Origin of the sequence: Mesorhizobium sp. M1D.F.Ca.ET.043.01.1.1 (assembly GCF_003952385.1) — a bacterium.
Lineage (GTDB): Bacteria > Pseudomonadota > Alphaproteobacteria > Rhizobiales > Rhizobiaceae > Mesorhizobium.
This window is the reverse complement of record NZ_CP034444.1, coordinates 3,812,357-3,824,663: the sequence shown is the minus strand read 5'-3', so window position 1 is coordinate 3,824,663 and position 12,307 is coordinate 3,812,357. Positions and strand designations below refer to the sequence as shown.

Below are 12,307 nucleotides of genomic sequence, written 5' to 3'. Positions count from 1 at the left end.
CGTTCGTTTGCTTAGGGGCTTCATGGTGTTGTATTACTCTCCGCGTTAGTACACTATTTCCAGCGCTCTTTGGAGGCCGGCAATTCGACTGCTGTGAAGGCCGTGACTTACACGTCGCGCTATTGCTTGCTTGCGGGGAGCCCGTTTGATGTAACCCTAACCGCGGAAAGCGGCTTCCATCCGGGACTGGTCCAATTCGCCTTCCCAGCGAGCGACAACGAGCGATGCCACCGCATTACCGACTAAATTCGTCAGCGCGCGGCATTCCGACATGAAGCGGTCCACGCCAAGAATTAGAGCCATTCCGGCAACGGGAACACTCGGCACGACAGACAGAGTAGCGGCCAATGTGATGAAGCCGGCGCCGGTGACGCCTGCCGCACCCTTCGAGGAAAGCATCGCAATTAGCAGCAGGAGGATCTGATCGGCAATTGACAAATCTGTGTTCGTCGCCTGCGCGATGAAGAGGGCGGCGATCGTCATGTAGATATTGGTGCCGTCCAGATTGAATGAGTATCCAGTAGGGATGACGAGACTTACGACCGAACGCGCGGCGCCGGCCTTCTCCATCTTCTCCATGAGCGAGGGCAGCGCGGCCTCCGAGGAGGACGTTGCCAGGACAAGCAGCAGCTCGTCCTTGATGTAGCGGACAAGAGAAAAGATCGAGAAGCCGTTGCAGCGGCAGACCACGCCGAGAACCCCGAACACGAAGAGGAAGGCGGTCAGATAGAACGTCGCGACCAGTATCGCGAGGTTGGCCACCGAACCGATTCCGTATTTGCCGATCGTAAAGGCCATAGCGCCGAAGGCGCCGATGGGTGCAGCCTTCATCAGAATGCCGACGAGCTTAAAAATGGGGGCGGTGAGCGCCTGGAGAAAGGTAACGACCGGCCTGCTCGTCTCTCCGGTCATCGCCAGAGCAATGCCGAACAAGACCGAGAAGAACAAGACTTGCAGGATGTCGCCTTCCGCGAAGGCACTGGCAATCGTTGACGGGATGATGTTCATCAGGAAGCTGGTCACGGACTGCTCGTGAGCCGTGGCCACATAGCCCTTAACGGCTTCGACATCGAGCGAGGCCGGATCGATGTTGAGGCCGGCGCCAGGCTGAACGATATTCGCGACAATCAGCCCGACAACGAGTGCAAGCGTCGAGAAGGTAAGGAAATAAACCATCGCCTTGGCGGCAACTCGGCCGACCTTCTGCAGATCGCTCATGCCGGCAATGCCGGTCGCAATTGTCAGGAAGATGACAGGTGCGATAATCATCTTGATGACTTTGATGAAGGCATCGCCGAGCGGCTTCAGGCTTTGGCCGGTTTCCGGATAGAGGTAGCCAATTGCGGCTCCAAGGACCATGGCGGCAAGTACCTGCACGTAGGTCCGGGCAAAATGGCGCTTGCGGGGCGCTGCGATCGCGCGGGGGACTCTTGGAACCAACATCGTTTCTCTCTCCCTGACCGGATCGGGGTGGGGGCTCCTCCTTCTCCCATGCTGCGCTCCGGTCGAGCGCTGCTGTCATCTCGGAGCAAGCGCCGTGCCAACTGGACGCCTGTCCCGTCCAGCGAGATTGGTGCAGTTGCGCACTGGAACCCTCCACCTTGCCGGAATTCTGCACTCGAGGCTCGCCAAAGATCGCGTCTGAGGAAGTGCTTCATCAGAGAGGGAATTGACCAGGTCGCCTTGCGCCCGTGCCCTTTGATGTTCGCCGCAGATCGACTGCCGGTTGCCTTGGTGACTTTGGTTTGTCAGTTTTGGAACGGAATGCGCGCAAACTGCAGGATATCCTACACGCCCATCAGAGCACGCGGTACAAGCGATTAAGCGTAGGAGCGCATTGAATCTCCGAGGTCAAAAAATCTTGAATAAGGTCCGCGTGCGAAGTGAATCCGCAACTCGTCAAAGTTCTCCACCGTTTGATCAAGCGGTCGCGTTTCCTGGCGCTGCAAGATGGCGTTATCTGATGGCTCAAGCGCTGGAACGCCCAGGAAATCCCAAACCGCTCCCAAGCATTGGGCAGGTTCGTGAAGTAGGCTCTCGTATTCCATTACAAGCAGGTTGGTCGACGTGAAGGAGTCCATAACGCGAGCGTGAAAATCGTCGGCGGCTTTGAAATAAGCCTCACAGTCGGCGATTGACAACCTGACGCTCGGTGGCCGAGCGGTATCGTTGTCCGAGCTGAACTTCAGCCACTGACCGCTTTCCCTGGCCTGCACAAAGGATCGGAGCGATTCCAATACGTTTCGGCGAACAACGAGGATGACCTTGAGTGCTGGCCAACGAGCTAATTCCGCAAAGAATGCTGGACGCTCGCGAAACTGAGGTTCATTGATCTTGCAGCCAAGATGCGTCACATTCTTGTAGTCGCGCATAGGGCAGCGCACATAGGCAAGCTCAAGAAGCTCGCGATCCGTGCCTAGCAGGCGATCCGTGCTGGGCCAATTGGGATCATATTCGTTTAGCAACTCACCGTTACTCAGAACGGTCGGATGCTCGTTTAGCAATTCTTCTAAATAGTGTGTTCCGGTCCTTGGCATAGCAAGGATCACAAAAGGCTCAGGAGTTGGTTCGTTGTGGGTCATTGCATGTGTATCCAACTAAATAATGGCCGCGACGGTCTGGGGACGCGCACAAGAAGCTTGGCTGCTATCGCTTGAACGCTCCGGGTGGGTCCGCGCGCCTCACCACCCAGCCTGTACTCCGAGGTGTGGTCGCGAAGATGGGCGCGTGCCTGCAGCGGCTGGGTGGCGCCCGGCTTCGGCGTTGTTGTACCACTCGCGATTCCTGGCACACGCATGCCTCCGGGCCGCTGGGGGCAGTTTGCAATCCGGCATTGCGGACCTCCTTCTCGTTGATGGGCGTAGGTAAGCGTCAACGCATTAGTCGTCGATGAAACAGTCCAGCCGACAGAAAAAAAGGCAATACAGCGAACATGCAAAGTGCGCCTATATGCAGCCCTACATTGTCGCCCAGGCGGCCGAGCATCACCGGACGGATTAGATCGATAGAATTCGCCAGCGGCGAGAAGGCCGCAATCTGCTGAAACACTCCTGGCAATTGGCCGACTGGAAAAACCGCGCCCGAAAGGAACAGCATGGGTGTGATGACAAGCGTCTGATAGAAAATAAAATAGTGATAACTGGGCGCGAGCGCGATGACGAGCATGGCCAGGCTCGCAAAGGCGAACCCGGTGAGAGCGATGACCGGCAGCACGTAGAGAACCGACGTCCACGCGGCATAACCTAGCGCGGCGGCAACAATCGCAATTGTCGTACCGGCCAGAAAGGCCTTTGTGGCTGCCCAGGTCAATTCACCGAGAACGATGTCGCCGAGGGTAAGTTGTGTGTGCAGGATTGCTTCCCAAGTGCCCTGATCGCGCATTCGACCGAAAACCGCGTAAATTGTTTCGAAGGTTGATGCTGTCATCGCGCTCGTCGCAACCATGCCGGCTGCCAGAAAGGCGATGTAGGATGCACCTTCGATGCGGCCTACCAACAGTCCAAGGCCAGTGCCGAGCCCGAAAAGGTAAATCATCGGATCAGCAAGGGTGCCGAGCATTGAAGCAAATGCCACCTTCTTCCATGCCAGATGATTGCGGCGCCACACCGCGATCCAGTTCCAGGCGTTGGCGGGTAGAGCGGCCGCAAAACGTTCACCCATTGCTCACTTCTCCATCTCACGTCCGGTTAACCTCAAGAAAACGTCCTCCAGACTGGGTGGACGCTCTAGAATACGCAGACCCGCTCGACCGCGAAGCTGGATGCGCACATCCTCCGGCTCAGGCGCATAGCAAAAGAGCGTCTCGCCGCTTACCTCGACACGCTGAACGTACGGTCTGATCAGCGAAATCAGCTCCTGTGGATTGCCGCCGAAGATCTCGATCACGTTGCACCCAATGTACTCGTCGATCAGCGCATGAGGACTGCCCTCGGCGATCTTGCGTCCCCGCTCGAGAACACACAGCCGATCACAAAGCCGCTCAGCCTCTTCCATGAAATGGGTGGTCAAAATGATCGTTTTTCCGCTCGCCAGCAGGAAACGAAGTCGCTCCCAGATCAGATGGCGGGCATGCGGGTCGAGGCCGGTCGTGGGCTCATCCATCACAAGCAACTGGGGGTCGTTGATCAGAGCACGTGCCAGCGTCAGGCGCCGCTTCATCCCGCCGGATAGCAGGCCGACACGTGAATCCGCCTTGCTCTCAAGGCGAGCGAACTCGAGGAGCCGTGGGATGACGGCGTTGATCTCTCTTGTACTCATGCCGAAGTAGCGCCCGAACACCAACAGGTTCTCGCGTACCGTAAATTCCAGGTCGAGATTGTCGAACTGCGGGACCACGCCTATGCCCTTGCGGGCCAAGCGGCTGCGTGCCGGCACTGGTAGACCGAGGACTGTTATATCACCCGCGTCAGGCCGGGTCATACCGAGGAGCATACGCGCAATCGTGCTCTTGCCTGCGCCGTTCGGCCCCAGCAGACCGAAGCACTCTCCCGATGCAACGGTGAAGGACAGCCCGTCCACAACGAGCTTGTTTCCGAATAATTTGGTTACGCCGGTAAGGTCGATTGCTACATTGGACATGCGTCTATCTCAAGCGGAATGAGTCCGATTGGCCACCGGCAGCTTACTTGCGAATTCTGGTTCAGAGCAGGCCACCGCCTTGAGATGGCACCTTTGGAAAGTCGCGGCCGGAGCGACGCGTGTATCGCTTCCGCCAAAGAATAACGTCAAGATGCCACGTGTCGCTTCCAGATAGTTCCCGTTCTGACCATAGGTAACTCGAAAGCTTCACCCCGTGTCGACTGACACAACTTACTCGGTCACTCGGCGCTGCAAGGCCGTCAGACTTCACCAGCTGTGAGCGAAAGATCTGCAGTATGAAGTGACTCCGCAATTCCAGAATTGCCCGCAGCATTTGCTCCGGCAAGCGGCATCGCGCTTGTGATTTCCTTTGTGCTCCTGTTGGGCAGGGGAACACTTTTACGCGACAGCCAATCGCTATTGCTCAATGTACACAGGGCGTAAGCCTTCAAGGGGATCAACAGGAATATCCTGATTAACGCGTGCATTGAATAGCCGATGAATCGAAGCTGCCGAGTGCGGAAAGATAACACCGTAGATCTGATTATGGTCATCGTGACAATAGCCAGCACCGTCCACCAATTTACTGTATGTGAAAATAGTAGCTCACCGAGCGCCGTTACTACCGCGATGCCGAGCAACAATGGGCCGAGATTCTCTCCCATCACATCCAAAGTTAGATAGCGATCCAGGCCACGCAGTAGACCTCGCGCAAGCATCGTGTCCCGGAAGGTGCTTCGTGCCCAGCGGAGTTGTTGGCGCAAATAAGGTCCCATCTTGTCCGGAACGACTGTCGCCGCGACGGCACCTGGAACGTACTCGGTTCGAAAGCCTGCTTTCAGCATGAGGATCGTAAGATGACGGTCTTCACCGAAGTCGCTTGGTTTCCCCCTGAACAGCTGCGTCTCGTATTGATCCAGCAGAGAAAGGAGACAAGACCGGCGGTACATTGCACATGGGCCGCAGCAGCACATGACCGCACCAAAGCGACCTTGCGCCGCGCGCTCCTCATTGCAAGCCAGCCAGTATTCCATATCGATCAATCGGGTCAACCAAGTGTCGCTGCGGTTGTATGCCGTCAGCTGGCCCATGGCCGCTCCGACCATGGAATCCCGCATTTTTACTGCAAGCTTTGTGATGACGTCGGACGCAAGTGTCGTGTCAGAGTCGACGCTGAGCACGAAATCTCCAGATGAGCGGCGGATGGCGGCGATCTGCGCCTTGCGTTTGCCAACATTCTCGCGGAGCAGAATGAAATTGAATCTCGGGTCGCCCTCGTAGGCGTGATGTACCGGGATGACGGCATTACGATTTCCAGAACCGTCGTCAACCAGATAGACCTGAAATGTTCCGGCGTAATCTTGATTTGCAATGGAAGCTAAACACGCCGCGAGTGTGCGCGGGTCCTCATTGTAGCAGGGGATAATGACATCCACGCTCGGCCAACGGTCGGATCCGAACAAGCTTTCCGACGGCGGCGTAACATTTTCCGGTTGGGAGTAGACCGCTTGCATGCCTCTGTAAACAGTCGAGAGCACCGCATAAGACGAAACGGCAACAGTACTGGCTGTGGTGAGAAGGTCCATAGGATCTCTGTTTGTTCAGGGGTGTTGAGGAAGTGATCGGATTACAAATCCGCGGCCGTGCAATTCTGGAATTAGGCGTGACAACGCTGTCACCGTCTGGTCGCGCAGACTGGCTTGATTGCCTGGTTGCAATTCGTCGGGAGCGCACCCGTCGTGCAACAGCACGATTGCGCCCGGCCGGATATCGGCGAGCACTCTGTCGACGATGGCGTCAACGCCGGGGCGAGACCAGTCGCGTGGATCAATGGACCAATGGACGGGCGCCAATGCCGCACCCGCTGATGCAGCGATTACTTCTTCGGTCCAGATGCCATACGGTGCACGAAAGTACCGAACCATGGCCTGCGGGCAAGCCATCCCTATGACTCTGTTTGCCTCAACTATCTGGCAGTCGACTTCGACGGACCCGCATTTGGCCAGGTCCGGATGAGTCATCGTGTGGTTGGCTATACCGTGCCCGTCTGTAATAATTCGGCGAACGAGTTCCGGCTCGTCGGCCGCGTAGGCCCCAACAACGAAGAAGGTCGCCGTCACCTGATGTTGCGCCAGCACATTGAGTATCTGCGGTGTGAAAAATGAATTGGGACCATCGTCAAACGTCAGATAGACGCTGCGCTCTGCAGTGCCATCGGCATTGTCACTCTGCCCTTCGCATATGTAGTCCAGAGGCTTCATAGTTCCGGACCGTTCCGGTCGATCAGGGTACCGGACGGCCACTCGTCCATCGAGCGTCCGATCGGCGAAACCAACACGAGTACGTCTTCCAGGCGCGTGGGCGGCAGGTCGGGATGCACATCTGGACGGGTCGATCGTACGCGAACGCCCGACACAATGTTCGCGAGGCCGGCTCTGCAGAATCTTTCGACATGGTTTCGCAGCGCGTGCCGAACCGTGCCGAAAGCGAATGGAACACCCAACTGATGGAGCACTGGGTACGCCACGCGCATCGAAAAACCGATTCCGAGCCCTTCAAGATCCGGACGAACCGCGTACAGGCCCAATTCAGCGACGATCAAGTCGACCTCGCCAACTTTGATGAAGCGCCGCAGCATGCCGATGTGAGCCGCTACCCCATGCGCGTCGTAGCCGATTGCGCGGAATTCCGGCCTCGCGCCGGCCCAACTGCGGCCGCCTTCGAATGGCTCCGCGTTGAAGGCGCCAGTCCGTCCATAGGTCTTTCGAAAAAAGTCGGAGAGTTCGACATGGTCGGCCAGTTGCAGCTCATTTTCCCAGCACAACTTCCAATCGACATTCGGGCGCATGGAAGACCTCACCTTGGAGCTGTCTGGTTGAGATAAATGTCCAAGCATTGGTTAAATAATTGGCATCGCACCAACGGGGCGTAACTTGTGGAGACCGCCGAAAGACCAAGCCGTAATGCAGATGCGACTGACTTTGTGCGCCCCGCACACCAGATGATGCTCCTCGGATCCAACGCAACCATGGGAACTACCTATCTTTCCAACTTGAAGCGCCTCTATGGGACCTGCAGCAAAAACGGTAAAATCCTTTGTTTAGATGAAAGGTATCCACGCTTTGGATAACTGGGCGAATGCGTTCCATATGGCTGGTCAATTATCGTCGTCACGCTCGAGGCACTTCTGACGAAGCGCAAAGCTCACGCCCGCGGCACGCGCGGCCGTTGCCGGGCCGCGCGATTATCTCCGTAAGAGCCGAGCGGAGCTCAGACACGACGATTGATCAGAATCTGATTCGCGGGTTCAGTATCTCTTTCGTGTATCCAGCTCTGGGCTGTCCTTTGGCGGGAGTTAGGTTCGCCCAGGTTCTGAGCCTGGGGCGTCGGCCCGTTCGCCGCACAGGCTCCTTCGCACATCGTCGAGGCCGAGAAAGAGGGGGCCACACAGCTCCCCCTGTACTTTCCACCACCCGACACCAGCGCTCACCCAGGGCGCCGGCCTTGCTCACCTCAACGGATAGCGCACTCGCGCCGCTTCACGATTAAAAGAATTCTACAAGCAGATGCCTGTTTGATCGTGAGACGTCCGCTGCCAATTCCCGCATCGCAGAGGCAGCCAATAGCGCTCGCTTCACATAGTGGTCCGGCAAGCAGCTAGATACGACAGGTGACCTCAAATGAGGCGTCTTGCATGGCTTCTACACCTGCCTGAATGCCAGAACTGCGTTCGTACCGCCCATGGCGAAGGCGTTGCTCATGGCGACGCGCACCTTGCGCTCGCGCGGCACATTGGGTGTGATGTCGAGGTCGCAAGCGGGATCTGGCTCGCGATAGTTGGCGGTCGGCGGCACGACGTCCTCTTGGATTGCCATCACGCAGGCGATCATTTCAAGCGCGCTCGCTGCGCCGAGGCAATGCGCGTGCGTGGACTTGGTGGAAGAGATGGACATCAAATAAGCGTGGTTTCCAAACACACGCTTGATCGCCGCCGTTTCAGTCTGATCATTGCTTTTGGTACCGGTGCCGTGCGCGTTGAGGTAGTCGACGTCCTCGGCATTCAGCCCGGCATCGGCAAGGCAGGCGCGCATCGCCGACGCTGGCCCCTCGACAGATGGCGCGGCAATGTGGAAGGCATCGGCGGAAAGGCCGACGCCGGCGATCTCGGCAAGAATTGTGGCACCACGCCTCGTGGCATGCTCGTAGCTTTCCAGCACGGCCATGCCCGCACCCTCGCCCAGCACCAGGCCCTTCCTATCGGCGGAGAAGGGCCGGCAGGTATCGGGTGAAAGCACGCGCATTGCTTCCCATGCTTTCAGCACGCCCCATGCGAAGGGTGCGTCGCTGCCTCCGGAAACCATTACGTCGGCCCGGCCCAGCTTGATCTGGTCCACCGCCGAGGCGATCGCATGGTTGGCCGAGGCACATGCGGAGGTCACCCCGAAGACCGGCCCGCGCAAGCCGAGGCTCAAGCTAAGATGGACGGAAGCGGCGCTGGGCATCACCTTTACTCCAGTGAAGAGTTCAGCACGGATTGCGCTACCCAAAAGCAGTGAGCGGTAAGTTTGTTCTGTTGCGTATGAACCGGTAAATCCGACGCCCACTGTCGCGCCGAAGCGATGGGCATTCCCCTCGTCCCAGGAAAGTCCGGCCTGCCGCATGGCTTCGCGCGCTGCAAGCACGGCGAGCAAGCTGAAGCGGTCCATGGAGATGAGATGCCCCCGGTTGATGTCGTGCTGGGGCAGCGCCTTGATCTCAGCGCCGGTCATGCCCTCCAGGTCATGAAGCTCGGAATTGGCGATCGGGCCGATGGCGGAGCGGCCTTCGCGCATCTCTTTCCACATAGAGGCGGCGTCGGTGCCCAGTCCGCACAGGCCGCCCACTCCGGTGATAACGACGCGCCTGTCCATTCAAGCCTCCTTCGCAAGCAAGCCGCGGACGGCTTCCACGACGTCGCCGACATTCTTGAGATTGGACCAGGCATCGGCCGTGTTCATGTCGATCTTGATGCCGTAGGCCTGCTCCACATCCCAGAGGACGTCCGCCAAACCCAGCGAATCAAACCCGAGCGCGTCCAGTTCCGTGGCGATTGTTATCTCGCCGACGAATGACGCAGGCATTCCCTCACCGCTCTCCGACTCGGCGCGTTTCTTGATCAGGGCAATGACGTCCGTTGCGAATTGATCGGCCATTCTGTTTCCTGTCTTTCTTTCCCGCGTTTCGACCTGGACGCGGCTCAGTTCCTGAGGCGCGCCGCGTCGCGAAAGCCATCACGCTTGGGCAACTGACAAAGCCCAATGCTCATAAAGCCGGATCAGGTCCGGCCGGTGTGTGGCGTAGGTGCAGTATGACGATGTGAGCCGCTACACCGTGCGCGTCTCCCAGTCTGTCCATAGACTCGGAAGAAGTCGGACCCGGTCAGTTGCAACTCCCTTTCCCAGCACTCCACTGCCCGGTAGAGCGCATGAAAAATCTCCTTTCGGGCGGTTTCTGTTCTGCCCATGCAGGATTCCAGAACATTGATGAAATCGTTTGTTTCGATGAAAGGCATCCACACTTTGGATGGTTGACACGCGTTTCAAAGATCGTGAACTACATCTCGTCGTTGTGCTCGACGCACTCCCGACAGAGCGCAACCTCATGGGCGCGGCATGCAGGATTAACCGAGCCCAGCCGGTCATGAGTGCGGCCGGCCGGGTCGGGCGATAGGCAGTCATGCCCTGCCCTTCCTGCGGGTCAAGCACTCCGAAAAAACATTTCCCCCATAAATGCTAGATCTTCCGTTGCCTTTTCGCGGGCTTCTGCGTGAGGTGAGGCACGCCATCCATGGCATGTGGCACACGCACGCGATGCCAGTGCACGGTCGTTTTCTCGGCAAGGCCGTTCTCTACCTCGACCCGCACGCGCTCGCCCTGACGGACCCGGATTTCCGGGCCTGGAACGGGCCTTCGGCGCGCAATCGAGCCCGGTTCACCCGGCCCAATGGCGTCCACTTTGGGGGCGCATGCACTGCAGACCCGCTGGACCTGATCCGGGAGAGGATGGGCGCGGCGATTGGAATAGCTATGAAAGCGCATCGGACCGTGGAACTGCGCGCGCAGACTTTCGGAGGAAGGCTCGCTTTTAAACGTTATCGTGCAACTCTGACCGTTCTTCGCCTTGGCGGGTGCCGCGGAAGAATCCCGGGTTCTGCGAGCGCTGCGAGAACACCTGCGGTCGATCCTGTACCACAATCTCGCGAAGCTCGATGCTCTCTACAAACGATGTCTTGGATTCTCACGCCCTTATTTCAGCACTTCGCTCGCTTGCCCGACTCGGCCGCGGTCAGCCTTCACCGCCAATTTTATTGGCGCAGCGACGTTCCTATCGGTTCAGGCGAAGCTTCTTGAACCTGCCGCTCTCTCGTTGCCCTGGCACGATTAATCGTCCTCTCAGTCTGTCATTGGCGGAGTCGCTCCTGAGGCGCGCGCCGGCGAGTTCGAGGAGCGCGTGGCTATCTCCTCGGTCCAGCCGGATTCCGCTGCGCGCTCAGCCAATTCCTGGAAGGCCGATTCCAAGGCGAGCTGGCATTGAAGGCCGCGGTCCGGATGGTCGACTAGCTTGGTTCCACGATCGCAATGCTTGATCGCTTCATTGCAGGCCATGGGCTCTCGCCCTCTCCTTTTGCCACACGAGGCGCCAGCTCACGTGTTGTGCGCCCCGGCAACCGCTTTCACCAGCCGCTCCAGCGATCCCGCGCGCTCCAGCTCCGCAAAGAATGATGCGGCGTGACGCTACCCAGCCGGTGCTTCTCGGCCATTTGCACACATAGGGATAGTCGACCATGAAATCGGACCGAGGCGAGGCGTTGGACGTTTCAGTCTTGGTCTGAATGCGCCGCCCACGAGCCGATCGGCCTTCTCGATGATTTGGCGCACCCTCGTTGTCGACAAGCCATGTTCCTGAGCCAGGTCGGCGAAACTCTTGCCCTTCAGAAAGCCGTCGACCAGGGCTATGTTCCTATCGACGGTCGGCTAAATCCCAGCAGGCGCGCGCAGTTTTCCGGCATCATTCCGTTTGTTCATCCGCTTGTCCGCGCCCCCTGCAAATCCTACCGGGCCAAATCGGTGCTTGGAAGACCCACTCATGTCATGGCCTCGGGAAAGTACAAGGCCGACGGTTATGTGAATACGAAAGATGCTGGCGATCACCATGATCGTTGGTGACCGCTGACCTCCCCAATGTCGGCTTCGACGGCACACCGGGAGCTCTCGGCAATGTTGAATAATTCCGTTTGAAGATGGTTGACTTCGTCGTCGAGGCTCGATCCATCAGGATCGGTATCGACGATTCTATATTTGAGAAACCCAAATTCGTTTGACTCGCGCAATTCGCTGTACGGCGTATCATCGCAAGCGCGGGATTCCGACATCCTGCGAAGTGCCCGCGTTGCTGGAATCGATTTTGCGGAAGTAAAAAGGCCCCGGCGCTGGGTCGGCGCGCAGGGCCTTCAGGCATGTACGAGCTACCAGCATGTCCAGTTATGATCGTGCGCTATCATAATGAACAAACGGTGAATGATCGCTATCCGAGGTGCAGGGCGGGCGAGATGGTGGGGCGGTGGGGGACCTGTACCGCTGCAGCGGGGCCACGAGCAGCGACTCGAGCCATGCGCCACGCTGCAGGACCTCGATTTCGGGCCAAGCCTCGAGCCCGCAACTCGCCTTGCTTCTCGGAAATCATAAGGCTT

General features: G+C 58.2%; 10 protein-coding genes and 2 pseudogenes. 2 read left to right on the top strand and 10 right to left on the bottom strand.

Features of this window, described 5'->3' with window-relative positions; genetic code table 11:
- Positions 1-156: 156 nt before the first annotated feature.
- The 9 genes from EJ067_RS18700 to EJ067_RS18660 form a co-directional block, all read right to left on the bottom strand.
- Positions 157-1,443: a dicarboxylate/amino acid:cation symporter gene (locus tag EJ067_RS18700; RefSeq protein ID WP_126063813.1), complete on the bottom strand. Its 1,287-nt coding sequence runs from the start codon at positions 1,441-1,443 to the stop codon at positions 157-159.
- Between the two features lie 377 nt (positions 1,444-1,820).
- Entirely contained in the window at positions 1,821-2,582 is a 762-nt protein-coding gene (locus tag EJ067_RS18695; protein ID WP_024505871.1) for a sulfotransferase, read from the bottom strand.
- 289 nt (positions 2,583-2,871) lie between these two features.
- On the bottom strand, positions 2,872-3,660 hold the full coding sequence (locus EJ067_RS18690) for an ABC transporter permease (RefSeq protein ID WP_029356621.1): 789 nt from the start codon (positions 3,658-3,660) through the stop codon (positions 2,872-2,874).
- Between the two features lie 3 nt (positions 3,661-3,663).
- Positions 3,664-4,578: a nodulation factor ABC transporter ATP-binding protein NodI gene (nodI, locus tag EJ067_RS18685; protein ID WP_024505873.1), complete on the bottom strand. Its 915-nt coding sequence runs from the start codon at positions 4,576-4,578 to the stop codon at positions 3,664-3,666.
- Between the two features lie 260 nt (positions 4,579-4,838).
- Positions 4,839-6,164: a chitooligosaccharide synthase NodC gene (nodC, locus tag EJ067_RS18680; RefSeq protein ID WP_032899868.1), complete on the bottom strand. Its 1,326-nt coding sequence runs from the start codon at positions 6,162-6,164 to the stop codon at positions 4,839-4,841.
- A 15-nt stretch (positions 6,165-6,179) separates the two neighbouring features.
- A complete protein-coding gene (gene nodB, locus EJ067_RS18675) occupies positions 6,180-6,839 on the bottom strand; it encodes a chitooligosaccharide deacetylase NodB (RefSeq protein ID WP_126057632.1) in 660 nt (219 codons plus the stop codon).
- Entirely contained in the window at positions 6,836-7,426 is a 591-nt protein-coding gene (locus tag EJ067_RS18670) for a NodA family N-acyltransferase (RefSeq protein ID WP_024505875.1), read from the bottom strand. Before EJ067_RS18670 ends, nodB begins: the two co-directional genes overlap by 4 nt.
- Before the next feature lie 853 nt (positions 7,427-8,279).
- A complete protein-coding gene (locus EJ067_RS18665; protein ID WP_126057631.1) occupies positions 8,280-9,488 on the bottom strand; it encodes a beta-ketoacyl-[acyl-carrier-protein] synthase family protein in 1,209 nt (402 codons plus the stop codon).
- Positions 9,489-9,770, bottom strand: a complete 282-nt coding sequence (locus tag EJ067_RS18660; protein WP_029356603.1) for an acyl carrier protein — start codon at positions 9,768-9,770, stop codon at positions 9,489-9,491. It lies immediately after the preceding gene.
- A gap of 370 nt (positions 9,771-10,140) precedes the next feature.
- On the opposite strand from EJ067_RS18660, the pseudogene EJ067_RS35390 reads away from it, so the two are divergent.
- Positions 10,141-10,269, top strand: a pseudogene (locus tag EJ067_RS35390) (LysR family transcriptional regulator); the annotation flags it as partial.
- Positions 10,270-10,373: 104 nt separating this feature from the next.
- Here EJ067_RS35390 and EJ067_RS18655 read toward each other — a convergent pair.
- A pseudogene (locus EJ067_RS18655) lies at positions 10,374-10,520 on the bottom strand (multicopper oxidase domain-containing protein); the annotation flags it as partial.
- A gap of 993 nt (positions 10,521-11,513) precedes the next feature.
- Here EJ067_RS18655 and EJ067_RS34625 point away from each other — a divergent pair.
- Positions 11,514-11,783, top strand: a complete 270-nt coding sequence (locus EJ067_RS34625) for a hypothetical protein (protein WP_024504272.1) — start codon at positions 11,514-11,516, stop codon at positions 11,781-11,783.
- Positions 11,784-12,307 lie beyond the last annotated feature (524 nt).